The organism is Lysinibacillus sp. NPDC059133 (assembly GCF_042755925.1).
Taxonomy (GTDB): Bacteria; Bacillota; Bacilli; order Bacillales_A; family Planococcaceae; genus Lysinibacillus.
This window is the reverse complement of record NZ_JBHZDH010000003.1, coordinates 20,668-46,248: the sequence shown is the minus strand read 5'-3', so window position 1 is coordinate 46,248 and position 25,581 is coordinate 20,668. Positions and strand designations below refer to the sequence as shown.

28 protein-coding genes, 1 tRNA gene and 1 riboswitch are annotated in these 25,581 nt (G+C 37.9%); of the genes, 25 read left to right on the top strand and 4 right to left on the bottom strand.

Translation table 11 applies throughout. The features are described 5' to 3' along the window. The first annotated feature begins 39 nt into the window (after positions 1–39). From trxA to ACFXN8_RS02735, 4 genes are all read left to right on the top strand, one after another. A complete protein-coding gene (gene trxA / locus ACFXN8_RS02750) occupies positions 40–351 on the top strand; it encodes a thioredoxin (protein WP_004226420.1) in 312 nt (103 codons plus the stop codon). 131 nt (positions 352–482) lie between these two features. Beyond that, positions 483–2,273, top strand: a complete 1,791-nt coding sequence (gene uvrC / locus ACFXN8_RS02745) for an excinuclease ABC subunit UvrC (protein ID WP_386842611.1) — start codon at positions 483–485, stop codon at positions 2,271–2,273. A 125-nt stretch (positions 2,274–2,398) separates the two neighbouring features. Beyond that, positions 2,399–2,577: riboswitch (Lysine riboswitch) on the top strand. A 225-nt stretch (positions 2,578–2,802) separates the two neighbouring features. Then, positions 2,803–4,029 carry an aspartate kinase gene (locus tag ACFXN8_RS02740; protein WP_386842609.1) on the top strand — a complete coding sequence of 409 codons (1,227 nt, stop codon included), beginning with the start codon at positions 2,803–2,805 and terminating at the stop codon, positions 4,027–4,029. Between the two features lie 474 nt (positions 4,030–4,503). Beyond that, a complete protein-coding gene (locus ACFXN8_RS02735; protein ID WP_386842607.1) occupies positions 4,504–5,763 on the top strand; it encodes a methyl-accepting chemotaxis protein in 1,260 nt (419 codons plus the stop codon). A 727-nt stretch (positions 5,764–6,490) separates the two neighbouring features. On the opposite strand, the gene ACFXN8_RS02730 is transcribed toward ACFXN8_RS02735, so the two are convergent. After that, positions 6,491–6,925, bottom strand: a complete 435-nt coding sequence (locus ACFXN8_RS02730) for a YslB family protein (RefSeq protein WP_376075164.1) — start codon at positions 6,923–6,925, stop codon at positions 6,491–6,493. Between the two features lie 272 nt (positions 6,926–7,197). Here ACFXN8_RS02730 and ACFXN8_RS02725 point away from each other — a divergent pair, with 272 nt between their 5' ends. The 13 genes from ACFXN8_RS02725 to ACFXN8_RS02665 all read left to right on the top strand — a co-directional run bounded on the left by ACFXN8_RS02725 (position 7,198) and on the right by ACFXN8_RS02665 (position 18,195). Then, positions 7,198–7,806, top strand: coding sequence for a succinate dehydrogenase cytochrome b558 subunit (locus tag ACFXN8_RS02725; protein WP_376075165.1), 609 nt, complete (start codon positions 7,198–7,200; stop codon positions 7,804–7,806). A gap of 66 nt (positions 7,807–7,872) precedes the next feature. Then, positions 7,873–9,627: a succinate dehydrogenase flavoprotein subunit gene (gene sdhA, locus ACFXN8_RS02720; protein ID WP_386842605.1), complete on the top strand. Its 1,755-nt coding sequence runs from the start codon at positions 7,873–7,875 to the stop codon at positions 9,625–9,627. Between the two features lie 5 nt (positions 9,628–9,632). After that, a complete protein-coding gene (gene sdhB, locus ACFXN8_RS02715) occupies positions 9,633–10,412 on the top strand; it encodes a succinate dehydrogenase iron-sulfur subunit (protein WP_053484915.1) in 780 nt (259 codons plus the stop codon). Positions 10,413–10,831: 419 nt separating this feature from the next. Further along, complete coding sequence (locus tag ACFXN8_RS02710; protein WP_376075170.1) at positions 10,832–11,290, top strand: acyl-CoA thioesterase; 459 nt, start codon at positions 10,832–10,834, stop codon at positions 11,288–11,290. Positions 11,291–11,633: 343 nt separating this feature from the next. Next, positions 11,634–11,855: a helix-turn-helix domain-containing protein gene (locus ACFXN8_RS02705; RefSeq protein ID WP_004226437.1), complete on the top strand. Its 222-nt coding sequence runs from the start codon at positions 11,634–11,636 to the stop codon at positions 11,853–11,855. 75 nt (positions 11,856–11,930) lie between these two features. Beyond that, on the top strand, positions 11,931–12,383 hold the full coding sequence (locus tag ACFXN8_RS02700) for a MarR family winged helix-turn-helix transcriptional regulator (protein WP_053484913.1): 453 nt from the start codon (positions 11,931–11,933) through the stop codon (positions 12,381–12,383). 10 nt (positions 12,384–12,393) lie between these two features. Continuing rightward, on the top strand, positions 12,394–13,191 hold the full coding sequence (gene racE / locus ACFXN8_RS02695) for a glutamate racemase (protein ID WP_386842602.1): 798 nt from the start codon (positions 12,394–12,396) through the stop codon (positions 13,189–13,191). Between the two features lie 131 nt (positions 13,192–13,322). Beyond that, positions 13,323–14,072, top strand: a complete 750-nt coding sequence (gene rph / locus ACFXN8_RS02690) for a ribonuclease PH (RefSeq protein ID WP_376075173.1) — start codon at positions 13,323–13,325, stop codon at positions 14,070–14,072. 1 nt (position 14,073) lies between these two features. Then, on the top strand, positions 14,074–14,667 hold the full coding sequence (locus ACFXN8_RS02685) for an XTP/dITP diphosphatase (protein ID WP_386842599.1): 594 nt from the start codon (positions 14,074–14,076) through the stop codon (positions 14,665–14,667). A gap of 12 nt (positions 14,668–14,679) precedes the next feature. Further along, complete coding sequence (locus tag ACFXN8_RS02680; protein ID WP_386842597.1) at positions 14,680–15,183, top strand: metallophosphoesterase; 504 nt, start codon at positions 14,680–14,682, stop codon at positions 15,181–15,183. Between the two features lie 131 nt (positions 15,184–15,314). Next, positions 15,315–16,775, top strand: coding sequence for a protein adenylyltransferase SelO (locus ACFXN8_RS02675; protein ID WP_386842595.1), 1,461 nt, complete (start codon positions 15,315–15,317; stop codon positions 16,773–16,775). Between the two features lie 483 nt (positions 16,776–17,258). Then, a complete protein-coding gene (locus ACFXN8_RS02670; protein WP_376075182.1) occupies positions 17,259–17,432 on the top strand; it encodes a DUF2639 domain-containing protein in 174 nt (57 codons plus the stop codon). 61 nt (positions 17,433–17,493) lie between these two features. Continuing rightward, positions 17,494–18,195, top strand: coding sequence for a YqjF family protein (locus ACFXN8_RS02665; protein ID WP_386842593.1), 702 nt, complete (start codon positions 17,494–17,496; stop codon positions 18,193–18,195). A 66-nt stretch (positions 18,196–18,261) separates the two neighbouring features. Here ACFXN8_RS02665 and ACFXN8_RS02660 read toward each other — a convergent pair whose 3' ends face one another. After that, positions 18,262–18,591, bottom strand: a complete 330-nt coding sequence (locus ACFXN8_RS02660) for an SDR family NAD(P)-dependent oxidoreductase (RefSeq protein ID WP_386842591.1) — start codon at positions 18,589–18,591, stop codon at positions 18,262–18,264. Between the two features lie 215 nt (positions 18,592–18,806). Between ACFXN8_RS02660 and ACFXN8_RS02655 the strand changes: the two genes are divergently transcribed. Beyond that, positions 18,807–18,880 (top strand) — tRNA-Arg (locus ACFXN8_RS02655). A 778-nt stretch (positions 18,881–19,658) separates the two neighbouring features. After that, the gene (locus tag ACFXN8_RS02650) at positions 19,659–20,084 is read left to right on the top strand and encodes a hypothetical protein (protein ID WP_386842589.1); all 426 of its coding nucleotides are present in this window, start codon (positions 19,659–19,661) and stop codon (positions 20,082–20,084) included. A gap of 141 nt (positions 20,085–20,225) precedes the next feature. On the opposite strand, the gene ACFXN8_RS02645 is transcribed toward ACFXN8_RS02650, so the two are convergent. Further along, the gene (locus ACFXN8_RS02645) at positions 20,226–21,161 is read right to left on the bottom strand and encodes an IS30 family transposase (protein ID WP_386842587.1); all 936 of its coding nucleotides are present in this window, start codon (positions 21,159–21,161) and stop codon (positions 20,226–20,228) included. Positions 21,162–21,355: 194 nt separating this feature from the next. Between ACFXN8_RS02645 and ACFXN8_RS02640 the strand changes: the two genes are divergently transcribed. The 3 genes from ACFXN8_RS02640 (at position 21,356) to ACFXN8_RS02630 (ending at position 22,249) form a co-directional block, all read left to right on the top strand. Further along, the gene (locus tag ACFXN8_RS02640; protein ID WP_386842585.1) at positions 21,356–21,649 is read left to right on the top strand and encodes a hypothetical protein; all 294 of its coding nucleotides are present in this window, start codon (positions 21,356–21,358) and stop codon (positions 21,647–21,649) included. 1 nt (position 21,650) lies between these two features. Next, the gene (locus ACFXN8_RS02635; protein ID WP_386842583.1) at positions 21,651–21,842 is read left to right on the top strand and encodes a hypothetical protein; all 192 of its coding nucleotides are present in this window, start codon (positions 21,651–21,653) and stop codon (positions 21,840–21,842) included. Between the two features lie 206 nt (positions 21,843–22,048). Further along, positions 22,049–22,249, top strand: coding sequence for a cold-shock protein (locus tag ACFXN8_RS02630; protein WP_049664906.1), 201 nt, complete (start codon positions 22,049–22,051; stop codon positions 22,247–22,249). 168 nt (positions 22,250–22,417) lie between these two features. Here the strand turns inward: ACFXN8_RS02630 and ACFXN8_RS02625 are convergent, their stop codons facing one another. Further along, entirely contained in the window at positions 22,418–22,612 is a 195-nt protein-coding gene (locus ACFXN8_RS02625; RefSeq protein ID WP_386842580.1) for a hypothetical protein, read from the bottom strand. A 230-nt stretch (positions 22,613–22,842) separates the two neighbouring features. Here ACFXN8_RS02625 and ACFXN8_RS02620 point away from each other — a divergent pair, with 230 nt between their 5' ends. The 3 genes from ACFXN8_RS02620 to ACFXN8_RS02610 all read left to right on the top strand — a co-directional run bounded on the left by ACFXN8_RS02620 (position 22,843) and on the right by ACFXN8_RS02610 (position 25,491). After that, the gene (locus tag ACFXN8_RS02620) at positions 22,843–23,043 is read left to right on the top strand and encodes a hypothetical protein (protein WP_386842578.1); all 201 of its coding nucleotides are present in this window, start codon (positions 22,843–22,845) and stop codon (positions 23,041–23,043) included. Positions 23,044–23,551: 508 nt separating this feature from the next. Continuing rightward, a complete protein-coding gene (locus ACFXN8_RS02615; RefSeq protein WP_386842576.1) occupies positions 23,552–24,910 on the top strand; it encodes a lytic polysaccharide monooxygenase in 1,359 nt (452 codons plus the stop codon). A 293-nt stretch (positions 24,911–25,203) separates the two neighbouring features. After that, complete coding sequence (locus ACFXN8_RS02610; protein ID WP_049667586.1) at positions 25,204–25,491, top strand: hypothetical protein; 288 nt, start codon at positions 25,204–25,206, stop codon at positions 25,489–25,491. Positions 25,492–25,581: the final 90 nt, after the last annotated feature.

Genomic DNA, 25,581 nt, shown 5'->3' with positions numbered 1-25,581 from the left:
GCTATACTACAAACATAGTAAGTTTAAGGAGGATTTCAAATGGCAATTGTACATGCAACAGATGCAACTTTCCAAGACGATATTAAAGAAGGTTTAGTACTAGTAGACTTTTGGGCTGCTTGGTGCGGACCATGTAAAATGATTGGACCAGTTCTTGAAGAAATGGATGCTGCAGGTAGTGCGGCTAAAATTGTAAAAGTAGATGTAGATAACAACCAAGGTACTGCAGCGCAATACCAAATTATGTCTATCCCATCATTACTATTATTCAAAGACGGTGAATTAGTAGATAAAACTGTTGGTTTCCAACCAAAAGAAGCGTTAGAAGCATTTATCGCAAAACATGCTTAATTTGTAAGAAAAAAAGAGTCGAGCCATCAATAGATGTGCTTGGCTTTTTTTCGTTATATAATAAAGAGATAAGTATCATAATGCATGTAAAGAACGAATGTTAGTTTGAACAAAAAGGGGGCAGGTAGGCGATGAATGATTTAATTAAACGAAAGCTTGAAATTTTACCAGATCAGCCTGGCTGCTATTTGATGAAAGATCGACAAGGAACCATTATTTATGTCGGGAAAGCAAAAGTGCTGAAAAATCGAGTGCGCTCGTATTTTACTGGTACGCATGAAGGGAAAACACAAAGACTTGTAAGCGAAATAGAAGATTTTGAGTACATTGTGACATCCTCCAATATTGAAGCTTTAATTTTAGAGCTTAATCTTATAAAACTTCATGATCCGAAGTACAATATTATGCTGACGGATGATAAAACGTATCCGTATTTAAAAATTACAAATGAAAAACACCCACGCCTTATTACAACACGAAAAGTGAAAAAGGATAAGGCAAAATATTTTGGTCCATATCCGAATGCGTATGCAGCAAGTGAGACGAAAAAGCTGCTAGATCGTTTATATCCTCTGCGAAAATGTGTACAACTCCCTAGCAAGGTTTGTTTGTATTATCACATGGGGCAATGTCTAGCCCCTTGTGTGAAGGATATTGATGCTGAAGTTTACCACGATATGATTGAGGATATGACAAAATTTTTAAATGGTGGGGTTGAGGAAGTCAAAAAGGAGCTAGAGGTAAAAATGCTAGCGGCCGCAGAAAATTTAGAGTTTGAGCGTGCAAAGGAATTTCGTGATCAAATTGCACATATCGATACAGTCATGCAAAAGCAAAAAATCGTCTCAAGTGATACAACTAACCGCGATGTATTTGGCTATGCCGTCGAGAAGGGCTGGATGTGTGTTCAAGTTTTCTTTGTCCGTCAAGGAAAGCTTATTGAGCGAGATGTCTCGATTTTCCCAATTTACCAAGAGGCAGAAGAGGAATTTTTAACGTTCGTTGGACGATTTTACGAAAAGCTAGAGCACATTAAGCCTAAGGAGATCTTTATCCCACAATCTATTGATGCAGATATTTTAACGGAATTATTAGAAGTTAAGGTACTTACACCAAAACGTGGGCAAAAAAAAGAGCTAGTTGAATTAGCGACGAAAAATGCTGAAATTGCTGTAGCAGCGAAGTTCCAACTTATTGAACGTCAGGAAGAACGCACTATAGGAGCATGTGAGGCGCTTGGTGAAGCTATGAGCATTTCTACGCCTTTACGGATTGAAGCTTTCGATAATAGTCATATGCATGGGACAGATGCTGTATCTGCAATGGTTGCATTTATCGATGGAAAACCCGCAAAGAAGGAGTATCGAAAGTACAAAACACGTACAGCTGCCAAGCACGATGATTACGGGGCAATGCAGGAAGTAATCCGTCGTCGTTACACACGCGTATTAAAAGAAGGTCTACCTTTACCAGATTTAGTACTAATTGACGGTGGGAAGGGGCAAATGGAAGTTGCAAGAGAAGTATTAGAGGATGAGCTCGGCCTTGTCATTCCAATTGCCGGATTAGCAAAAGATGAAAAGCATAATACGTCACAGCTTCTATTCGGTGATCCACCTGAAGTCATTGCATTAAAGCGCACAAGTGATGGCTTCTATTTACTGCAGCGAATTCAAGACGAAGTACACCGCTTTGCTATTACCTTCTTACGACAGCAGCACGAGAAGCATGCTATACAATCTGTCCTCGATCATATAGAGGGCGTTGGTCCAAAGCGAAAACAGCAATTACTTAAGCATTTTGGCTCTGTCAAAAAAATTCGTGAGGCAAGTGTACAGGCGTTAGAAGAAGCAGGAATGCCTGCTAATTTAGCTAGCAATATTCATGCTTATTTTCAACAAGAGACATTGTCAAAGGATTAGACGTATGCTAAGGTTGTATATAACATTGTTCTTCAATATAGCAATGTTTATGTACGGAGCCTTAGTTTTTTGTAGTTTCTATTTATCCATAAACTATAAGGTTCAATTAAATACATTCACTATTTAGTGATGATAGAGGTGCAAGATTTAGGAGTAGTACATTCGAGGACGAACAAGTCCAGTGAAAATGTATGAAAGGGGATCTTGCCGAAGTGGAGCATCGTTGTTTCCGATGCTGTGCTGGTTTTACATTTAAGAGATGTAAGACTGTCGATTCTAATCGTTTCGGAGAGCTATCACACATGCGCAAGTTATTTTATTGTACATGTTATAGGCAGCTTTCACGTTATGTGGGAGCTGCCTTTTTAGCTTTCTTTCAAGGCAGTTACTACTATGTAAGAGGTGATGCCAACCGTATTAGTTCAAGCCCTATAACTTAATGTCGCTTTGAGTTTGCAGCGTTATCTTTGTAAAGAGCCGCAAAAGTATAGCTACTTTAAATGATTAAATACAAAGGAGAATGATAAGGATGGCGAGAATTGTGATGAAATTTGGTGGTGCTACATTAACATCAACAGAGCACATTCAAGATGTTGCGAAAAAGGTGATTGCAGAAAAGGAAAGAGGTACTGAGATTGTCGTTGTCACTGCGGCAATGAGGGGGATGTCTAAAGAATTAGGGAAGATGGCTCGTGATCTATCAGACAATGCGTCTAAGCGTGAACTAGACGCATTGTTGTCAACAAGCTCACAACTATCAAGTGCATTAGTGGCGATTGCTTTGCAGGAAGAAGGATATGAGGCAGTGTCATTAACAGGCTGGCAGGTAGGTATTCAAACCGATGTCATGTATGGCAATGCACGTATTGAGGAGATAGACGCTAGTCGAATAGAAGAGCATTTTATGCAGGGGAAGATCGTCATCGTTGCAGGGGGACAGGGTATCTGTAATTCTCGGAATATTACGACGTTCGGTAAAGGTGGTGCGGAAACGACGGCGATAGCTATTGCTGCAGCATTGGAGGCGGAGCGCGTAGATATTTACACGAATGTAGATGGAGTCTACACAGCTGATCCAAGTCAGATTGCTGGGGCACGAAAGCTAAAAGAAATTTCCTATGATGAAATGCTAGAGCTATCAAACTTAGGATCACAAATTTTACACCCGCGGGCTGTAGAAATAGCAAAGAAGTTTCAAATCCCAGTTACCATTCGGTCGAGCGAAAAAGATACAGTAGGTACTTTATTGAAGGAGGAAGTTGAAATGGAGAAAAATTTAATTGTACGTGGTGTTGCCTATGAGTCAGACGTTATTCGCCTAACGGTGGGTTATGATGCTTATTCTAATGCTTCGTTAGCAGATATGTTCACAATACTTGCAGAAAATCGCATAAACGTCGATATCATCGTACAAGCAATAATTGATGGCTTAAAGCCAACTGTATCGTTTACCATTTTAAAAGAGGAGTTCGCCGATGCATTACGTGTCCTAGAAGATAGCAAATTATCACTAGGGTTTAGTTTTGCTGATTTTGAAATCGGCTTAGCAAAAGTCTCTATTATTGGCTCAGGAATGGCATCTAATCCAGGGGTGGCTGCCCGTATGTTTGATCGTCTACGTCGTGAAGGTATCCCTGTAAAAATGGTCAGTACTTCTGAAATAAAAGTGTCTGTCGTTGTTCCTCAGGACGAAATGATTCATGCAGCAAATGCATTACATGATGAATTTAACTTAGAACAAGCGCTTTACATATAATGTTGAAGAAGATGTGTCAGTAAAAGGCACATCTTTTCATGTTGTTGAAAAACTATTATGTCAATGAAATTAATATGTCATATTAAATAAAGTAGGGTTCTATGGCAAAACGAGGGGGTGATTTCCGTTCCGGCTGGGCTCTTTGCCGCTGACGCTTCGCTTTCGCGCAGAGCAGAGCTTCCTGGGGGCGTCCGATGAGCCGCTTCACTCGCTTTGCTCGCTCCAGGGTCTCGGGCCAACACGATGTTGGTCACGAAGGCGTTATCACAGGACGTGATGTTCTTAGCCTTCGTTCCTCTTTTGCTGATCCCCAAGGAGTAGCCCAGCCTCCACTCCAATCAACTACTTCACTTAGAATGAATCTTCTGGAATGGGCACATCTTTTTTTGTTCACATCAATTTAATAATTTATCCAATTCTATTGTTATATAATAAAAAGTGACATGTTTTACCAAGTGGAAGGTGGGAGTTTGTATGGTATTGTTCGGTTTATTTCAAAAGCCAGTAGATGAAGGCGTTGAGAGAAACAACGATTTAGAAATACAATTATTAAAAAAGCGAATCCTGGAATTAGAACTTGAGCAGGAAAGCATTGATGTGAAAAATGCGATTTTAGACTTTGTCCTAGCGCATATGGAGCTAATTAATTTTCAAACGGCTTTAAAGGTTCAAAATGTTTCAGCGGGTGTAGGGGATATTTCAGCAATGAGTGAAGAAATGTCGTCAAATACTGAAGAGATGCTTGCAGTTGAGCAAAATGTTAATGCAAACATTCAAGAAATAAAACAGCATTCATTACTCCTTGTAGAGGAAATGGAATCATCCATTTCAAAAGGTGAAATGGTTCAGGAGTTGTTGGCTAAAGGAGGTCATTCAACAGAGCAGTTATCTAATGAAATGACTAAAATGGATGATGTTGGTAAAAGTGTAACCGGGATTGCTGATCAAACACAACTACTATCCTTAAATGCCTCTATTGAAGCCGCACGTGCTGGCGAGCATGGAAAGGGATTTAATGTTGTCGCGATGGAAGTAGGAAAGTTAGCCAGCAGCTCGAAAGGTTCATTGCAAGAAATGACGAAGATTCGATCAGTCATTGATAAGAAATTACATAATACAATAAACAATATCAAACAAGTTGAACATTATTTAACTGACTTTTTAAGCATCATGAAGAACAATATTGCTAATTTGACTGTCACAAGCAAAAATATTGAAGAAGCAGCACATGGCATTCATCAAATGACAGCTGCATCAGAAGAAAATGTAATAGCTGTAGGTCGTTTAGCGGAAACAACGACTGAATTATCTCATACTAGTGACTTCTCGGAAATAATACAAAATCAAGTATCTGAAATGTTAAAAGCTATTGCACCTACAATCCGTAAGCCCAAAGAGCAAACGGTAGTGAGCCAATTGGCAGCAAGGTTAATGGATCATGCTAGCTTTTTACGAAATGCTATTCAAAAGGCTGGCCATAAAGAAACTATAAAAACGCATCATCAATGTAAGTTTGGGGAATGGTATTATGGCCATTTTGAGGAATATCGAAATTTACCAGAATATCGACAAATAGAACAACCCCATGAATTAGTACATAGGGCCGCACAAAAATTAGTGAATGAACTGTCAATTATAAACTTAGAGGAAATGATTCAACACTCACTAAATATTTTAGAAGCGTTTATTTCGTTAATAGATGTGCTTTTAAAAGAAAGACATGGCCAACTATAAATATAGAAAAGGATTGCCATTCATCAATTTGGAATGACAATCTTTTCATGTTGTTGAAAAAACTATTTTTCAATGAATAAGGTGTCCTATCAAATAAATTCTGGCTCTCAGCAAAGTGAGGGGTTGATTTCCGTTCCAGCTGGGCGCTTTGTCGCTGACGCTTCGCTTTCGCGCAGAGCTTCCTGGGGGCGTCCGATGAGCCGCTTGGGCCAACACGATGTTGGTCACGAAGGCGTTATCACAGGATGTGATGCTCTTAGCCTTCGTTCCCTATGTGCTCGCTGCAGGGTCTCGGGCCAACACGATGTTGGTCACGAAGGCGTTATCACAGGACGTGATGTTCTTAGCCTTCGTTCCTCTTACGCTAATCCCCAAGGAGTCGCCCAGCTTCCACTCCAATCAACTATTTCACATAGCATGTCAATCCAATTTATAGCGATAAAACAAAACTTCAGTTATGTCGAAAGCGAAGTGTCAGCAAAGGAGTTTGTCTGTGCGACAGCAACAATGGGTGTACAACCGCATCACTGTTATAAGTCTTTTCTGTTTGATTATGGTGAGTAGCAATAGTGTTAGTTTTACGCAATCGTTGATTGGAGTAGACTGGAACAGAAACCACCCTCATCTAAAGAGACACAACATTCACAAAGGTTTCCTTGGCCATTTTGTTTTCCAACACTAAAAAAGGATTGTCATCCATAAATTTAGGGTGACAATCCATTTTGTTTTATTCTGTTGGAACAGTGTACATGATTCGTTCTTTGACGTCCCATTTTACTGTAAACATAACGTTCTGTTGCTTTTCGCGTTTTTCATCATAGCATTCTGTTAAATAACCTTTTGCTTGCTGGATTTGTTCAGCTATAAATCCTGCTTCAAGTCTAAAGCTACGAAGACCGATTTGTATCAGTTCTGGATCATTTGTCAACTGGAATATACGCCCATCCTTCGTTTCTTTGACAAGCTCTAAATTACCCCAACAGGCATCTGCGAAAAATGCGATAAGTTCTTCTTGACTTTTACATGGGAACTTACGAGCTAGATCTTTTCCTGCCCAGTAAAGTACATCTGCTTCATGTTTACCAAGAATAGAAGATAAAATATAATCGCGAATTATCTCGTAGCCAAATGCTGAGATTGTAGGTGATGAAGTGTTTAACATTTAAATCCTTCTTTCTTAGAATTTTCTTAAAATTTGACACTGATAAAGTAAAGATAGATTTTTCGAGAAAAAACGATGCGTCATGTACTAGATTATTTCTTTAATAAGGATTGTGAAAAACTCTTAGTTGCCTTGACGCTCGTAGCTCTTGAGAGTACAATAAACATGTCATAATATTGTACCATGATGAAATACACAGTCAATGAAGTATCAGTTACAAAATGATGACTTCTTTTGTTGTGATATTTTAAGTACTAAGGGGGGTAACAGTCTTGTCGAAAGATCGAGAGTTTTTATGGCGTCGCTTACATTCTCTACTTGGTATCATTCCAGTAGGTCTGTTTTTAACGATGCACCTGTTCATTAACTTTACAGCAACAGGCGGAGCAGAAAGTTACAACGATGCTACCGCAGTAATGGAAAAGATTCCATTCCTTATCCTAGTTGAATGGATTGTCATTTATATTCCATTAATGTTCCACGCATTCTATGGTGTCTACATTGCATTCACTGCTACACCAAATACAGGACGTTTCAGCACATACCGTAACTGGATGTACTCATTACAACGTTTCACTGGTGTATTCTTAGTGATCTTCATTGCATGGCATATTTTCCAAACTCGTGTTCAAAAAGCACTTGGTACAGAAGTTGATTACGACATGATGGCGGATATCGTTTCTAATCCATTCATGCTTGGATTCTACATCGTTGGTATTATATCAGCAACTTTCCACTTATCTAACGGTTTATGGGCATTCCTAGTAAGCTGGGGTATTGTACAATCTCCTCAGTCTCAAAAGATTGCTACTTATGTAACAAACATTATTTTCGTAATTCTAAGTGTAGTTGGTGTGGCTGCTATTTTAGCTTTTGTTTAATTTAATAGAAGCTACTATAGAGTACATGCAATCATTGCAATTTTTTAAGAGGAGTGAGAAATAATCATGGCGAAAAGCAAAATAATTGTTGTCGGCGGCGGTCTAGCTGGTCTGATGGCAACGATTAAAGCAGCTGAAGTTGGTACTGAAGTTGATTTATTCTCATTAGTTCCTGTAAAACGCTCACACTCTGTATGTGCGCAGGGCGGAATTAATGGTGCGGTAAATACAAAAGGTGAAGGGGATTCTCCTTGGATCCACTTTGATGATACAGTTTATGGTGGGGACTTCTTAGCGAACCAACCACCTGTTAAGGGTATGTGTGATGCAGCCCCTGGTATTATTCACTTAATGGACCGTATGGGTGTAATGTTCAACCGTACACCAGAAGGTCTTCTTGACTTCCGTCGTTTCGGTGGTACTTTAATGCATCGTACAGCCTTCTCTGGTGCAACAACTGGTCAGCAATTACTATACGCACTAGACGAGCAAGTTCGCTCTCACGAAGTAGCTGGTTTAGTGAACAAATATGAGCACTGGGAATTCCTTGGTGCAGTAGTCGATCCTGACGGCGTTTGTCGTGGTATCGTAGCGCAAGATATGCGTACAGAAGAAATCAAATCATTCCGTGCAGACGCTGTTATTATGGCGACTGGTGGCCCTGGTATTATCTTCGGTAAAACAACAAACTCTGTTATTAATACAGGTTCTGCTGCTTCTATCGTTTACCAACAAGGTGCTTCATACGCGAATGGTGAGTTCATCCAAATTCACCCAACAGCGATTCCTGGAGATGACAAAAACCGTCTAATGTCAGAGTCAGCTCGTGGTGAAGGTGGCCGTATTTGGACTTATAAAGACGGTAAACCTTGGTACTTCCTAGAAGAAAAATATCCTGCATATGGTAACTTAGTACCACGTGATATTGCAACACGTGAAATTTTCGACGTTTGTGTAAACCAAAAACTTGGTATCAACGGCGAAAACATGGTATACCTAGATCTTTCTCATAAAGATCCACATGAATTAGACGTTAAACTAGGTGGTATCATCGAGATCTACGAAAAATTCGTAGGGGATGACCCACGTAAATTACCAATGAAAATCTTCCCAGCAGTTCACTACTCAATGGGTGGATTATGGGTTGACTACAACCAAATGACTGAAATTCCTGGTCTATTTGCAGCAGGTGAATGTGATTATTCTCAACATGGTGCAAACCGTCTTGGTGCGAACTCATTATTATCTGCTATCTATGGCGGTATGGTTGCTGGACCAAACGCAGTAGATTATGTTAAACATCTTAAAAAGCATGCTGAAGATCTTCCTCAAGAAGTATTCGATGCTCGCGTTAAAGAAGAACAAGCTAAGTGGGATGCTGTCATGAAAATGGACGGCACAGAAAACGCTTACTTGCTTCATAAAGAGCTTGGTGAAATGATGACAGCTACTATGACAGTAGTACGTTACAACGACCAACTTCAAGATACATTGAATAAACTTGATGAATTCCAAAAACGTTGGGAAAACATTAACGTCAACGATACTCAAAAATGGAGTAACCAAGGTGCTCACTTTACGCGTCAGTTGAAAAATATGATTTACCTAGCAAAAGTAATGACAAAAGGTGCATTACTACGTAACGAATCTCGCGGTGCTCACTATAAGCCAGATTTCCCGAACCGTGATGATGAGAACTTCTTAAAAACAACAATTGCGAAGTTTGACCCAACTACTGGTGATCCAATCATCACGTACCAAGAAGTCGACGTTTCATTAATTCCACCACGTAAACGTGATTACTCTGCGAAAGGAGACTAAGAATTATGAATATCGCAGCTAATACTGGAAGAATGGTCAAAGTGGAAATTTTACGTCAAGATACAAAAGGCGGCAATGGCTACTGGCAAAAATTCCAAGTGCCTTACCGTCATGGTATGAACGTAATTTCTATTTTAATGGAAATTCAAAAAAATCCTGTTACTGAAAATGGTGAAAACACTACTCCAGTAGCATGGGATATGAACTGTCTTGAAGAAGTTTGTGGTGCATGTTCAATGGTTATCAATGGCCGCCCACGTCAATCATGTTCAACTCTTGTTGACCAATTGACTGAGCCAATTAAACTTGAGCCTATGAAAACTTTCCCAGTTATTCGTGACTTACAAGTTGACCGTGAACGTATGTTCAATGCACTTAAAAAAGTTAAAGCGTGGGTTCCAATCGATGGTACTTATGATTTAGGTGAAGGTCCACGTATGCCAGAAGGTAAACGTCAATGGGCTTATGAATTATCTAAATGTATGACTTGTGGTGTATGTATGGAAGCATGTCCAAACGTGTCTGAAAAAGCTTCATTCATCGGACCAGCACCATTATCACAAGTACGTCTATTCAACACTCACCCAACTGGTGCAATGATTAAAGACCAACGTTTAAATGCAATCATGGGTGATGGAGGCCTTGCAAACTGCGGTAACTCACAAAACTGTGTAGCTGCTTGTCCAAAAGGTATTCCTTTAACAACATCTATCGCATCATTAAACCGTGCAACTTCAGTGCAAATGTTCCGTAACTTCTTCGGTTCTGACCACTACGTTGACTAATAATACAAGCTTTACTCCCAAACTCCCTTACACTCAATGTGTGAGGGAGTTTTTTTCTATGTGTAATAGTAAATAATTTTGTAGATTAATCGCTTGTAAATGTAAGATGGATGAAGATTTATACGCAGTGGGGATGAAGAAGCTCTTTACTGATTAAAGTTTCGTAGTAGTGAGAGTTCTGAATAGGGACATTTTCAAGAAAGATTAATAAACTAACTATGATGACTTCTATACAGCATAGTATTATGCAAAAAATAGAATACGAAGAACAAGAAAATTTGAAATTAATTAGCTCAAAAATCTGAATCTTCTATGATAATAGTGTGTTTTCTTTTATAATGAATATATATTCATTTATGACTTGCTAATTCCATCTGTTGTTTCGGGAATAAGCAATGAAAATTAGGGGGATGGCTAATATGAAAGCAAATTATATCGGAGATTTTCAGGAATGGACAAAGGATTTTGCATTTTTTATTGAGGTTCGTGTACGTTTTTCAGAAACGGATATGTACGGTCATATGAACAATACTGTTAGCTTTACATATTTTGAACAGGCACGAATTGATTATTTCCGTCATTTAGGTGTTCTCATGCCATCAGCAATTGATGGAAATGTAGAAGCGATTCCAATTGTAGCTGACTTACAGTGTGATTACGTAAAGCAAGTTTTCTTTGATGATGTGCTAAGAATTTATACGAAGATAGCGACAGTAGGGAACTCATCGATGGATATTCATTACTTAGCGAAAAATCAGCATGATGAGGTTTGCTTTACGGGGCGTGGGACGGTAGTGCAAATGGACCCTCAAACTGGAAAGAGTGTACCTTTATCTGAAGAAGAAAAAGTTCAGTTAGCAAGATTGGCATTCATATAATATTGGAAACGGATTACGAAAGTTAATTGTCCATAGAAAGAAATAGTGAGAGTGATTTTTTTCAACTCATCACAAAAAGTTGTGGATGACATTTGTTTAAAACGTATCTCATAAATATGTTGATTTCCGTTCCGACTGGACGCCCCCAGGAAAGCGCCCAGTCGAAATGAAAATCAACCATGCGTTTTGGTGATGAGCCACTTCTACATAAAATTTATTGATATATGGAAGCAATTTCCGATTTTTTTTAGGAAACACGAGATATTCATGAAAATAGCCGTCACCGCTCCTCATTCCTTAACATAAGTTACAATACGTGCGGGGGAGGAGGGTGTAACTGAAAATGAATGGCTCTCATCATCGTTCTCTTTTAACTAACCGAGAACGTGAAATATTTGCGCTTTTATTAGCTGAAAAAACAACGAGGGATATTGCAGAGCAACTTGGTATTAGTGAAAAAACAGTGCGAAATCACATTTCCAATACAATTCAAAAGTTAGGTGTAACGAATCGATCTCAGGCGTTAATTGAGCTGTTACGCTTAGAAGAATTTAAATTAGACTAAATGGACACTTGCTATTTCAGAAAAAAAACGACAAAATAGAACTATTCAACGCATTTTTAGGAGTGAAATAGTTATATGTCGGATGAAGTAACAAAACACTCACCTGAAACCGTTGCAACGGTTGAAAAGGAATTACGCTATATAGCGGCGATTGTGAAGCAAAAAGGAAGAGAGATTGTTTCACAATATGCGATTACGCCGCCACAATTTGTTGCATTACAGTGGTTAGAAGAGCTTGGAGATATAACAATTGGCGACCTGTCAAATCGATTATACTTAGCTTTTAGTACAACAACAGATTTAGTGGACCGAATGGAGAAAAATGAATTAGTTAAGCGCGTACGTGACGAAAATGATCGTCGTGTCGTTGTTGTTCATCTTCTCGAAAAGGGCGAACGTATTATTCAAGAGGTTATTGAAAAAAGACAGCAATATTTGCAAGAGAAACTTGTTGGTTTTAACGAACAAGAAGTCGCGCAATTATCAAGCTATTTAGAAAAACTACATGTACACATGAAACAGGATTGAGGCGGAAAGTATGAATGCCCCGATAGGCGTTATTGACTCAGGAGTAGGCGGTTTAACCGTAGCAAAAGAAATAATGAAGCTATTACCAAACGAAACGATCTATTATATTGGTGATACAGCAAGATGTCCGTATGGTCCAAGAACTCGACAAGAAGTGCGGAATTTTACTTGGCAAATGGCAAAAGCACTAGAAAAAATGAATATCAAAATGCTCGTCATTGCATGTAATACAGCGACTGCAGTAGCACTCGAAAGTTTACAAAGAAATATGCCTTTTCCGGTACTAGGCGTTATTAATGCTGGCGCACGTGCAGCTGTAAAGAAAACGAAGCGACATGAAGTCGTTGTGCTTGCAACTGAAGGAACAATTAAAAGTGGAGCGTATGAGGAAGCCTTATTATCACTGAATACGTCAACTCATATAATTCCACTTGCTTGTCCAACATTCGTACCACTTGTAGAAAGTGGCGAATATAAAGGTGAATTTGCAAATAAATTAATTGCGGAAGGCTTAAAGCCGCTGAAAAATGAACAATTTGATACGGTCATACTAGGGTGTACGCATTATCCAATTTTGCAAAAACAAATTGAAGCTATTGTAGGAGAAGAAGTTTTTGTGCTATCTTCCGCAGAGGAAACAGCAAAGGATGTTCAGGAAATGCTTGCTTATAATGGCACTTTGGCTGAACCAGACGCTGTGCCTGCTCATAAATTTTATGCAACTGGTTCTGTTCCAATTTTCCGTTCGATTTCCGAAAGTTGGCTTGAGCAAGGTACACTCCATATAAAACGTATGACATTAAAATAAAAAATCAGCTTAGCTATGGGCTAGGCTGATTTTTGACGTTTTTAGCATTGTACATAGGGACTGAGTACTTTTTTGAAGGTCAAAATTATGTTAAGATGAGTGCGCGAAAGTTTTTAGGAGGAACGAAAAATATGACAAGATATGATGGTAGAAATGTAGATGCACTGCGTCCTGTGAAAATAGATAGTGAGTATCTATTGCACCCAGAAGGCTCAGTATTAATTCAAGTAGGAAATACGAAAGTGATTTGTACAGCAACGATTGAGGATAAGGTTCCTGGTTTTTTACGTGGACAAGGCAAAGGATGGATTACTGCAGAATACTCGATGCTACCTCGTGCAACAGCACAGCGTACAGCACGCGAATCATCTCGTGGTAAAGTCAATGGCCGCACAATGGAAATCCAACGATTAATTGGTCGTGCATTACGTGCAATCGTGGATTTAGAAGCACTTGGCGAACGTACTGTATGGATTGACTGCGACGTGATTCAAGCAGACGGAGGGACACGTACAGCTTCAATAACAGGAGCATTTGTAGCGATGACACAGGCAATTGCTAAGTTTGCTGAAGAAAAACCATTTAAAAAATTCCCAGTGACAGACTATTTAGCTGCAACAAGTGTTGGTATTGTAGAGGATCACGGGGCCATTTTAGACTTAAACTACGTTGAAGATGTCGCTGCTGCTGTAGATATGAATATCGTCATGACAGGAGCAGGACGATTTGTTGAGCTTCAAGGTACAGGTGAAGAAGCAACCTTTTCTCGTGAAGAGTTAAATGAACTACTGGAGTTAGGTGAAAAGGGCATTCAACAATTGATTGCACTTCAAAAAGAGACACTAGGTGAATTGGCTAACAAAGTGGGAGGAAATGAATAACATGAAACAAGTAGTAATTGCGACAAAAAATAAAGGAAAAGCAAAAGATTTCGAAGCGTTATTTGGACCACTTGGCTATGAAGTTGTAACGATGTTTGATGTTGCCCCGGATATGGAAATAGAAGAAACAGGCACTACCTTTGAGGAAAATGCAATCTTAAAGGCAGAAGCATTAGCAAAAGAGCTTGGTACAATTGTTATTGCCGATGATAGTGGCTTAGCTGTGGATGCATTAAATGGTGAACCAGGTGTGTATTCTGCACGTTATGCTGGTGATCATGATGATGAAGCCAACATGGTTAAACTACTAGAAAACTTAAAAAATGTCGAGGCTGAAAAGCGTACAGCACGCTTCTGCTGTTGCATTGCTATTGCAGGGCCTGATTTTGAAACGACAACTGTCTTTGGTACTTGTGAAGGTGTTATTGCACACGAAAAACGTGGTACAAACGGATTTGGTTATGATCCAGTCTTCTTTGTCCCAAGCTTAAACCGTATGATGGCAGAGCTAACAGCCGATGAAAAAGGAGCAATTTCCCATCGCGGGAATGCGATTCGTAAGTTGAAGGACCAATTACCTAATCTTATAAAATAAGAGGTGATATCCATGCAAATACTGGTCATGAGTGATACACATGGCGATAGTAATGTAATTGAAAAAGTTCGAGGCTTTTACCCAAAGGTTGATGCTGTCATTCATTGTGGAGATAGTGAGCTTCCTTTCGCCCATAAAGCATTGGAGGGCACGAAGAAAGTACGAGGAAATTGTGACATCGATAAAGCCTACCCTGATGAGGTAGTATTCGATTTAGAGGACGTCACAGTCTTTGTCACACATGGCCATTTATTCAATGTTAAAACGTCAATCTTGTCATTATCCTATCGTGCCAAAGAAGTAAACGCGCAAATTGCGTGCTTTGGTCACTCTCATATTCTTGGGGCGGAAATGATTGATGATGTGTTATTTTTAAATCCTGGGAGCTTATTGAAACCACGAGATCGTAAAGAAAAAAGCTTTGCCCTTGTAGAGGTTGAAGACACGTGTTTTGAAGTAAAGTTCTTTACGGATGATAATAGCTGTATTTTCACCCACAAGTTTATGCGAAAATGATGAAACAAAAACGCTTAAGTTTTAGAAACTCTAAGCGTTTTTTGTTTTATCCCAATGCAAATGGTAAAAATGGCTATGAATTGTTTATGATGAAATAGAAAAAATAAATATAAACGAACAAAGGAGAAAACATGGAAAATACAATAGGATGGAATTTTGATAATAGCTATACCCGCCTACCAAGCATTTTTTATTCATCAATCAATTTAAATCCAGTTCGTTCACCAAAGTTAATCATGTTAAATGAATCAGTTGCCAATTCACTTGGATTAAACAGCAATGCTCTGAAAAGTGAAGAAGCGGTAGCGATTTTTACGGGTAACAACAACCCGACCGGAGGCTCACCCATTGCACAAGCTTATGCAGGGCATCAATTTGGTCACTTTAACATGCTAGGAGACGGAAGAGCACTGTTATTAGGTGAACAACTAACGCCAGCTCATGAACGCTTTGATATCGCACTAAAAGGCTCAGGAAGAACGCCTTATTCACGTGGCGGAGATGGCAGGGCTGCACTTGGTCCAATGCTACGTGAATATATTATGAGTGAAGCCATGTATGCACTTGGCATTCCAACTACTCGAAGCTTAGCTGTCGTGACTACAGGCGAAACGATCGTCCGTGAAACAGAGCTTCCGGGCGCAGTTTTAACACGTATTGCAAGCAGTCATTTGCGTGTTGGAACCTTCCAATATGCAGCGAACTTTGGAACGGAGGAGGAGCTAAAAGCATTGGCAGATTATGCTTTAGAACGGCACTTTCCCAATGTTGATAAAGCTCAAAACCGTTATATAACCCTACTAGAGGAAGTTATAAAGAAACAAGCATCTCTTATTGCAAAATGGCAGCTAGTTGGTTTTATTCATGGGGTCATGAACACAGATAATATGACCATTAGTGGGGAGACGATTGATTATGGTCCTTGCGCTTTCATGGATACTTATGATTCAGGGACAGTATTTAGCTCTATTGATCGACAAGGACGTTATGCATATGGTAACCAGCCTAATATCGGAGGATGGAATTTAACACGATTTGCCGAATCATTAATACCGTTAATCCACGAAAATGAGGAAGATGCTATACATTTAGCTCAAGAGGCTCTAAAGCAGTATCCTCAGTTGTATTATGCAAACTGGATAGCAGGTATGCGAGCAAAGCTTGGGATGTTCAACGAAGAAGATCAGGACATGGCACTCATTGAAGAGCTTCTAAAGTTAATGCAGCAACATCAAGCAGACTACACGAATATTTTTATCGCATTAACCTTTAATAAATTTGATGACTCGACGTTATTTAGTACAAATGAATTTAAAGAATGGCATAAGAATTGGCTTGCAAGACTAGAAAGACAGCAAGAAACAAAAGACATGTCTCAACAATTAATGCGCGATCATAATCCAGCAGTAATTCCACGAAATCACCGTGTGGAAGAAGCATTAGAGGCTGCTGTTGAACGGGAAGACTATAGTGTAATGGAGCGATTACTAGAAGCTCTTGCTCAACCTTTTGCGCATTGTAAGGAGCAGCAGGAATATGCAACATTACCAACACCATCTAACCAACCATATCGAACGTTTTGTGGCACATAAGTTGAAAACCGAGGGAATAAAGTTATATTAAATAAAATATGGCTCTTCGGCAAAGTGAAGGGTTGATTTCCGTTCCGACTGGGCGCTTTGTTGTTGCTGTCGCTACGCTTTCGCACAGAGCAAAGCTTCCTGGGGGCGTCCGATGAGCCGCTTGGGCCAACACGATGTTGGTCACGAAGGCGTTATCACAGGACGGTGATGGTTTTAGCCTTCGTTCCTCAATTTGCTAATTCCCAAGGAGTCGCCCAGTCTCCACTCCAATCAACTAATTCACATAGTATGTATCTTATGTACGAAAGCGAGTAGCCTGAAACGGAAATCACCCTTATTTAAAGAGCATAACATTCACCAAAATTACCTTGGCCCATTTTGGTTTTCAACAGTATGAAACGAAGGATAATTTCTTCGTTTTTTATTTTTTGGAAAAATTGTCACTACATAAAATCCTGAGCATACGCTATGTAAGAGTATTAGTGAAGGAGAATGTGTACAGTGCATAAGTATTCAAAAGGGTGGTTTGTGAAGCAACTTCGAGATCATGGTATTTTGGTGCATCCACAATTTAAAAGTCATTTAGGCAATTATAAAGAATCCGAACTGCGCAATTTATATTATCGATATGTTGAAAATGAAACGTTGGATTCAGAACAAAAATAGTCATGTTCGTTTGAATAACTCCTTTGTAGGAAAGAATTTAACTACAGAAAGGAGTTATTTTATGTGGAGTAAATCATGGGTTTTGACGCAGATTTGGCAAGATGTGTTGTTCTTACACTGGCCAGTACCACCTAAGGATTTAGAGCAGTACATTCCGCAAGAGTTGCAACTGGATCTCTATGAAAATAACGCTTGGCTTAGTGCTGTCCTTTTTAAAGTAAATGGACAACGACTAAGATTTCTACCACCATTCCCAGGAGTAGGTTCCCATTTGCAGCTTAATGTCCGGACATATGTTACATATAACGGCATGAAAGGTATCTATTTCTTTAACTTAGATGTTACGAATCATTTTATTGTTCAACTAGCTACAAAGGGCGGTTTATCATATCGCCATTCAAAAATATCTATAAAACAAAAAGAGAACCATTTTTCGTTTACAAGTTTATATCACGGTGCACCGGATGAAAGGTTGAAAATTTCATTTCAACCGATTGCTAGTGAAATAAGTAGTTCTACCTTTGATAAATGGTTAGTGGAACGTTATCACTCTTGGTCAAAATGGAAGAGCTCTCTATTTCGCATAGATATAGATCATATGCCATGGCAGCTACAACGAGTCCATATTAACATTGAAAGCAATACACTAGCTCCATTTGTGAAGGAATCTATACAGGGCATTCAACCCATTGCCCATTATTCAAAGAGTAAAAAAGCTAGAATTTTTTCACCAAAAGTGGAAACCGGATTCAAAAAAGCTTAGTGAATCTGGTTTGCTTTTTTTCATTGGTGTTCGGACACCCGCTGAAAGAAGTTAAATTTGTTTGAATCATATCATTCCATTCCATTCGTCCAATTTTATGTCATAAAGAGATTTATGTTGAAATTTACCCGCATTATTAATTAAAATATGGATAGTACCAAAATGATCAACTACTTTTTGCAATAAAGAAACGATGTCCTGTTCTTTTGTAACATCTGTTTGAACAAATAGAACAGAATAACCTTGCGCAAGTAAATCTTTTTCTAATTGCAGCCCTAATTCTTTATTTACATCGGCAATAATAACTTTGGCACCATTTCGTGCATACGCAAGCACAATGCCTTTGCCGATTCCTTGTGCACCGCCAGTTACGACGACAACTAAATCTTTAAACATAATAGCTTCCTCCAGTTTTATTGCTTTTCATTATTTTAGCAAAGAAAAGTTATTAGAAAAAAAGAGTAGCGAGAGGGCATAACGGGGTATATGAAATCATATAATATTATTATGAGGCAAACCTTGCCTTCATAGTAAAATTAATGTTGACTTTATCGTAAAAAGAACATATAATAAATATTGTCCTTGATATGGACTACATAAAATAACATCATGTCTCAGTAGCTCAGCAGGATAGAGCAACGGCCTTCTAAGCCGTCGGTCGGGGGTTCGAATCCCTCCTGGGACGTCTAAAGGTTCAGATAGATTAAGTTTGAACCAACTGAAAAGCGCTTCAAATCCTTTATTATCAAGGGTTTGAGGCGCTTTTCCTTTTTTTGAGAATTCGTTAGAAAAGGATAGAAAATGAAAAGTTTCTACACATTTTCTACACAAGAAAAAGTATCACGAATACGCTTCTAGTCTGTTATTGCACTAAGCCGCTAAAAGGTTAAGTTAGCAGTAGTCTCATTAAACCACTATTCTTGAATGCCATTCATCATTCTTAATGAAAAAGTTTGTAATTTAGAAGCAGTGGAGCGAGAAATGGAAAAGTGGATTGAATATAACCAAAGGCTCGTAAATTAATTTCCGACATTCAGTTTTCTAGAACTTCTAGGCACAAGTTATAAGTTCGGTGTGGTATCACTTAGGAGAACACAAAAAGAATTTATAAGTGATAACCCGGAAGCTACACCTGCCAAAATGGAGAACAATTAAAGTATATGACAGATGTTTGCGATATCACAGATTTACAGGCAAAACAAAAAAATGGCTGTTTTCTAAAAGATTGTTTCTATTCCACTAACGGTGCAGTTAAGTTGAAAGAGGAAAAAATTACATATATAAAATAAGGCAATACATTGTTAAGATTTGATAGGTAAAGTATTCTATGGAATGAAATTGGAACGGTGGCGTTTCTCCAACAAGTGAGGACGTTTTTTTACTAACGAAGCAGTGTACTTGAAGAAGGACTTAAACAATGAGGAGTTAAATAAAAGTCACTCTAAAACAAGGAGTATGTGAAAATGAGTATAGTAACCTATATTGGTTTAAATTTTTCAGTAAAACTTAATGAGTATTATACGGGGGATGAAGTTGAAATTAATTATGTTTTCTCGGATGAAGAAGATCGTGATGTAGTTAAACAGAAGCATTTTACTACGCCTTATATTTATGAAGTTTGTGAGAAAGGTAACCATATTTGGCAAATGAATGAATATCAAAAGATTCATTCACCACATAACTATGAAAAATCCAAAAAGACTTTTCTCTATTTATGTCACTTACTAAAAGAGTTGCTTCCACAAGGTGATTATTGTGAAGTTTATATTTGTTGGTTGGGTGAAGAAGATGAAGAGCGTGAGGGTGAGTTGAAATTTAATTTAAATAATCCACAGATTGAAGCAATAGATATTTATGAAAAATACTTTATCCGAATGGAAAACTACTAAGGATTATATATTAACTACTTTTGTAGGAGGATTACTATGTTAAATTTAACGGAATATTTGTACAAAAAGGTAAAATCGATTATTGAAAATTGGAATGAGGAAGGAATATATGCATTATCTTTTTTTGTATATGATGATTTGTCAAATTAAGTGCAACAATTGCTCATTAAAAGCCTCGTTTGCAGTTTTCCAACCAAGACATTTTCTTGGTCGGTTGTTGATATAGTTTAATGATTCTGTTAGTTCTTCTGGTGATACTTCTTCGAAATTTGTTTGCTTAGGGAAGAATTCTCGAAGTAATCCATTCCCATTTTCGTTACTTCCACGTTGCCAAGAAGAATAGGCGTCCGCAAAATAAACATCAATTTTCAAGTCTTTTTCTAACACTTTATAGCAGCTAAATTCTTTACCTCTGTCTGTTGTGGCTGTTTTTATAGTACCTTTTGGTAATTTAGTATGAAGAAGACGTACTGCTTTTTCCATTGATTGAGCTGAGCGATCTGGTATCAAAAAGCCAACATACCACCGTGTCATTCGCTCAATAAATGTTGCTACAGAACCTTTTGCTTTCCCACGTCCAGATACAACTGTATCTAACTCCCAATGTCCAAAGGTTTCACGTTTACGTACTTCTTTTGGGCGTTTAGAAATTGGTGTGCCAATGTTAAATCTTCCCCTTGTTTCGCGGGGTTTTTGGCGCTTTCCTTTTTGACGGAGAACGGTTATAGGCACTTCTAAAAGACCATCGTAAATCCAGCGATAGATGGTTTTAAAACTCAGTTGTCCTTGATACAAGCGGCCGACAATTTGTTCAGGCGACCAAGTATCCCGCAACTTTTCTTGAACAGCTTCTTTTACTTCTGGCGTACATTTTGACTTGGCACCACAGTTGGATTTATTTTGGTGGTAACGTACTTGCGCTTCGTCAGCCGTCCTACCGGCGTGGCGTTTTATTTCTCTGGAAATCGTAGAAGGTTGACGATTTAAGAGTTTCGCTATTTTACGAATCGAATAATCAAGTTCCAGGTATGTTTCTATTTTTACACGTTCTGATATGGTAAGATGGGTATAGCTCATAACGATTCCTCCGTTTGAATGTTGGTGTGGTAACTACATTCTACACGAGGTCGTTATGGGCTTCCTTTATATTGACTTCTGGGTGTTGCACTTAATCTTACAATCCGTCATTTCCAAAAACTTTTTCTTGTCAAAATACAAATATCTGTTCTAATGCAGTTACAAACAAACGTTCTTATCCAGAGGAGTGTGGAATGATGAAGGAACAATTAATAAAAGCTATGAAACGTAACCAATTAGTAAACATGATGTATGTATCGAAATCAGGTGTCGTCTCAAAAAGGCGGATAAAGATCATTAAGATTTTTGGTGATTCATTTCAGTTTTTTTGTTTTACAAGGTACAGTGATAGAGCAATGACTAAAAGATTTTATTGTTCTAAAACGGAAGAAATTCCAATTAATGAAACAATGGATCTATATAAGGTATGTACTGAGCTGTTAGATAAATATTTTGAAGGGGGAGCCAGCACACCAATTATCTGTTAGGTTGACCAAACTTGAAACGGAGCGAAATATCCAACTAGATTTATTTGATGATCGTAAGGACAAACGACAGATTCTTGGTCATACGATGGATGCAATTAGGGCAAAATTTGGACTTGCATCAAGAGCAGTATCGTTCACAGATGCTGGAACAGCGCTTAAACGTGAAAACCTTGTTGGCGGTCATTTAGCTTAGTTTATAGTTAATGAGTTCGCTTTTACACTAGACAAATATGATTTTTTAACATATAGTTGATGTAATAAAATCGTTTGCAAGGGAACAATGAATTCACATATTACAAAGAGTAATCGTGTTTTGTTAGATACTTTTTGTAATATGTGAATTTTTTTCTTTTGTAGTAGTATGATTTTATTTAATACAATTAATGGAGGTCATTATAAATGGCACAAGGTACAGTGAAATGGTTTAACGCAGACAAAGGTTTTGGTTTCATCGAAATGGAAGGCGGGAAAGATGTATTCGCACACTTCTCAGCTATCCAAGGTGACGGATTCAAATCACTTGAAGAAGGTCAAAAAGTTGAATTCTCAGTAGAAGATGGCCAACGTGGACCACAAGCTGCAAACATCGTAAAACTTTAATTTTTAATGAAGAAAACCACTCATTAGTAGAGTGGTTTTTTGTTCAGAATTTGTTTAGGTTGTTGTGTTTTTTATTAATGTAAGATTTCATATTTTTCCTAAACCTAAACTTCAACTTCAAAAAAAGCCCAGGTACTCAATTAATTTTGAGCCTGGGCTATTTTGTGTTTATTCACCTTGTAATTCCTTTTCTCGAGCTGCTATAAGCTGCTTTAGTTCAACTAGATCGTCTAAATCACTATATTTATTAATATAAGACTTTGCTGAACTTTTAGCTGATTGCTTACGTGTCTTTTCTCTATTTTTCTCCCGATACGCTTGTGTAGCACGTTTCTGCGCTTCCGAAGTCTTCTGATCCGTCAAATTTATCCTCTCCTTTTCGTAAAATACAGAACAATGTTAACTATCGCTAATAAGAAACAGAGTGAGTAAATAACAATCATAGAGTAATCAAAAAAATTCGGTTCTTTCCAGTTAACCATATCTGTTAATACATAATGCCATTCTCTCTCCGTAATGATTCTTTTATAAAATTAGAATAATTTATATGAAAAAAGGAAATAAATACGTGTAAAATGTTGGAGTTGATAGGTATGGAATTTGATAAAGAGAAAGAAGTTTACTGCTACAGCTGTCGTAAAAAAACTGTATTTACACGTAAAGATATGCATAATAAAAGCGGGGTAGACAGTCATTGCAGTGAATGTTCTGGTATTTGGTTTGAATGGCAAAATCGAGCTGTGGAGAGAGAAATGGAAAAATGGCTTGAATATAATAAAGGGCTCGCAAATTAGAATAAGGGTCTAGTATTCATTTTTAACTATTAGTAGATATTTCGTAATCATTGACACCAGGTGGCTTTAAAACAATTTCGAAGTTTTCCTCTGATCTCATTAATAATAGTTTTTATATATTTCAGATAGATAATAAAGAAGCAAAAGAGTTGGTATGGAATTGAAAGTACTTCGAAAGTTATGATCCAGCAGTCTAATGTGAAAATAGCTCATGCCTAGGAAGCATGAGCTGTTTTTTTAGTCTTTATTTCTTTGTTGAAATCGTAAAAATGACAAATTTAACTTGAACACTTTATGAACGTTTTGTTGAAATTTATAGCACTTTTGAATGAAATATAACAAAATTATAAGATATTTATTACATTTAGCGCTATTTATCTATATAGTTTGAGGAAAAACATACTCACTTAATACACCTTTTATCATGTTTATTCATAGTTTGCTTATTAGTAAATTCGTAGCTATTATACCAATAGAAACACAATTTCAAAATAAGGAGACTAGTTATATGAACATTAAATTCACGAAATTAAGTAAGAGTAAAAAGGGGATAAGTGCTGCATTATTAGCAGCGGGAATCATGGGGATTGCAATGGCACCAAATGCATCTGCACATGGGTTTGTTGAAAAACCAGCTAGCCGTGCTGCCTTATGTAGCCAAAGTTATGGCGCGCTTAACTTGAGTTGTGGAAGGGTTATGTATGAGCCACAGAGCTTAGAGGCCAAAAAAGGATTTCCACAAGGTGGACCAGTTGATGGTAAAATTGCATCTGCAGGAGGTCAGTTTGATGGCATCCTAGATCAACAATCCGTAAATCGCTGGTTTAAGAATACGATTACAGGAGGATCAAATACCTTTAAATGGAAGTACACTCAGTCGCATTTAACAAGTAAATGGCACTATTATATTACGAAAAAGGGATGGGATCCTAATAAGCCATTAACCCGTGCTGATCTTGAGCCAATTGGAACTGTTGAACATAACGGTACTGAAGCATCAACTAATTTAACTCATACAATTAACGTACCAACTGATCGTAGTGGCTACCACGTTATTTTAGCTGTTTGGGATGTATCGAATACTGCAAATGCTTTCTATAATGTAATTGATGTTAATTTGGTGAATAATGTGGATGTAGATAAGGAAGCTCCATCTCAACCAAATGGATTACAAGCAACGAAAGTTACTTCTAACAGTGCTGAGCTAAAATGGAATCCTTCTACGGACAATGTGGGTGTAAAAGAATATCAAGTTTTCCGTGATGGTAAAGTAGTTGGAAATGTACCGGGAACTACATTCACAGATAAAAATTTAAAAGCGAATACAAAATATACATATACAGTAAAGGCAGTGGATGCAGCTGGAAATGTTTCTAAAGAAAGTGAGTCTATAGCTGTAGAGACAACGATTGCAGTTCCAGATACAGAAGCACCAACGCAACCAACTGCACTGCACACGATGGGCGTAACATCCTCAAGTGTGGACTTAATGTGGAGTGCATCAGAGGATAATGTAGCGGTTGACCATTATGTTATCTACCGAGGGACATCAGTAGGACAAATGACTGTAGTTGGAACATCGAAAACTACATCCTTTATGGACAAGAATCTTCAATCAAATACAACTTATAAGTATGCGGTCACTGCCGTTGATGCAGCTGGAAATGAATCTATTAAAAGTTCCATTTTCACTGTAACTACAAAAGAGCAAGGGTCGTCTTATGAGCAATGGAGCCCAATTAAAGCGTACACAAAAGGTGATAAAGTAGAGCACCAAGGTAAAAAATATGAAGCTGTTCAAAGCTATCAAGGGTATGGAGATCCGAATTGGATATTCGCATTGTCTTTATGGAAAGAAATTAAATAAAAAGAAGAGTCCTCATAAAAAGAAGCTGGGACAAAAAGAAAAATGTTAGACCGATATAATCGGTCTAACATTTTTTTGATTTTAGATGGGGAAATTCAATTTGATGAAGCGGAAAAGTTATTATCTCTTTTCGCTATTTTTCAAAATAAACGAGTTATGTCCCAGCCTCTTTTCAAATTTAGTTATTGATTTTATCAATCCAAATGTCTAAGAAATGAGAGAAGCGAAAACTTACAAAAAGAGTTATAATTTAATAGGAAGAAACTCAAAATTATAGAGAGATGGATTTTAAAATGAATGAACAATTAGTAGATTGGATTACACGTTTTCAAAAGGAGAAAGATATAGAGGCTCTCGCAAACTTAAAAGACTATTGCTACTATATGATTGAACCTTTAATTGAGGAATTTACGGAGAAATACGGTGAAGATGCTGGGGAATTATTACGGTTAAAATGGGATAAGCGTTTTTATTTTATTTTTACGAAGTATCAATTAAATGTTGGGCTGCCTTTAGATTCTTTCGTTAAAAATACGTACCGTTTTTATTTTATGCAGGTTTTAAAGAAGGCAGGCTATTGAACTAAATAGTAGGGGAGTGTTTCAAATTTGAACATGGCTCCATGAAAAAACCCTTGTCTCGTATAAGAACGAGTCAAGGGTTTTCTTGCT

What these genes read in the sequence shown, in the direction of transcription:
- trxA (WP_004226420.1), top strand. Translation starts at nt 40, where the DNA reads ATGGCAATTGTACATGCAACAGATGCAACTTTCCAAGACGATATTAAA.
- uvrC (WP_386842611.1), top strand. Translation starts at nt 483, where the DNA reads ATGAATGATTTAATTAAACGAAAGCTTGAAATTTTACCAGATCAGCCT.
- ACFXN8_RS02740 (WP_386842609.1), top strand. Translation starts at nt 2,803, where the DNA reads ATGGCGAGAATTGTGATGAAATTTGGTGGTGCTACATTAACATCAACA.
- ACFXN8_RS02735 (WP_386842607.1), top strand. Translation starts at nt 4,504, where the DNA reads ATGGTATTGTTCGGTTTATTTCAAAAGCCAGTAGATGAAGGCGTTGAG.
- ACFXN8_RS02730 (WP_376075164.1), bottom strand. Translation starts at nt 6,925, where the DNA reads ATGTTAAACACTTCATCACCTACAATCTCAGCATTTGGCTACGAGATA.
- sdhA (WP_386842605.1), top strand. Translation starts at nt 7,873, where the DNA reads ATGGCGAAAAGCAAAATAATTGTTGTCGGCGGCGGTCTAGCTGGTCTG.
- sdhB (WP_053484915.1), top strand. Translation starts at nt 9,633, where the DNA reads ATGAATATCGCAGCTAATACTGGAAGAATGGTCAAAGTGGAAATTTTA.
- ACFXN8_RS02710 (WP_376075170.1), top strand. Translation starts at nt 10,832, where the DNA reads ATGAAAGCAAATTATATCGGAGATTTTCAGGAATGGACAAAGGATTTT.
- ACFXN8_RS02705 (WP_004226437.1), top strand. Translation starts at nt 11,634, where the DNA reads ATGAATGGCTCTCATCATCGTTCTCTTTTAACTAACCGAGAACGTGAA.
- ACFXN8_RS02700 (WP_053484913.1), top strand. Translation starts at nt 11,931, where the DNA reads ATGTCGGATGAAGTAACAAAACACTCACCTGAAACCGTTGCAACGGTT.
- racE (WP_386842602.1), top strand. Translation starts at nt 12,394, where the DNA reads ATGAATGCCCCGATAGGCGTTATTGACTCAGGAGTAGGCGGTTTAACC.
- rph (WP_376075173.1), top strand. Translation starts at nt 13,323, where the DNA reads ATGACAAGATATGATGGTAGAAATGTAGATGCACTGCGTCCTGTGAAA.
- ACFXN8_RS02685 (WP_386842599.1), top strand. Translation starts at nt 14,074, where the DNA reads ATGAAACAAGTAGTAATTGCGACAAAAAATAAAGGAAAAGCAAAAGAT.
- ACFXN8_RS02680 (WP_386842597.1), top strand. Translation starts at nt 14,680, where the DNA reads ATGCAAATACTGGTCATGAGTGATACACATGGCGATAGTAATGTAATT.
- ACFXN8_RS02675 (WP_386842595.1), top strand. Translation starts at nt 15,315, where the DNA reads ATGGAAAATACAATAGGATGGAATTTTGATAATAGCTATACCCGCCTA.
- ACFXN8_RS02670 (WP_376075182.1), top strand. Translation starts at nt 17,259, where the DNA reads ATGTGTACAGTGCATAAGTATTCAAAAGGGTGGTTTGTGAAGCAACTT.
- ACFXN8_RS02665 (WP_386842593.1), top strand. Translation starts at nt 17,494, where the DNA reads ATGTGGAGTAAATCATGGGTTTTGACGCAGATTTGGCAAGATGTGTTG.
- ACFXN8_RS02660 (WP_386842591.1), bottom strand. Translation starts at nt 18,591, where the DNA reads ATGTTTAAAGATTTAGTTGTCGTCGTAACTGGCGGTGCACAAGGAATC.
- ACFXN8_RS02650 (WP_386842589.1), top strand. Translation starts at nt 19,659, where the DNA reads ATGAGTATAGTAACCTATATTGGTTTAAATTTTTCAGTAAAACTTAAT.
- ACFXN8_RS02645 (WP_386842587.1), bottom strand. Translation starts at nt 21,161, where the DNA reads ATGAGCTATACCCATCTTACCATATCAGAACGTGTAAAAATAGAAACA.
- ACFXN8_RS02640 (WP_386842585.1), top strand. Translation starts at nt 21,356, where the DNA reads ATGATGAAGGAACAATTAATAAAAGCTATGAAACGTAACCAATTAGTA.
- ACFXN8_RS02630 (WP_049664906.1), top strand. Translation starts at nt 22,049, where the DNA reads ATGGCACAAGGTACAGTGAAATGGTTTAACGCAGACAAAGGTTTTGGT.
- ACFXN8_RS02620 (WP_386842578.1), top strand. Translation starts at nt 22,843, where the DNA reads ATGGAATTTGATAAAGAGAAAGAAGTTTACTGCTACAGCTGTCGTAAA.
- ACFXN8_RS02615 (WP_386842576.1), top strand. Translation starts at nt 23,552, where the DNA reads ATGAACATTAAATTCACGAAATTAAGTAAGAGTAAAAAGGGGATAAGT.
- ACFXN8_RS02610 (WP_049667586.1), top strand. Translation starts at nt 25,204, where the DNA reads ATGAATGAACAATTAGTAGATTGGATTACACGTTTTCAAAAGGAGAAA.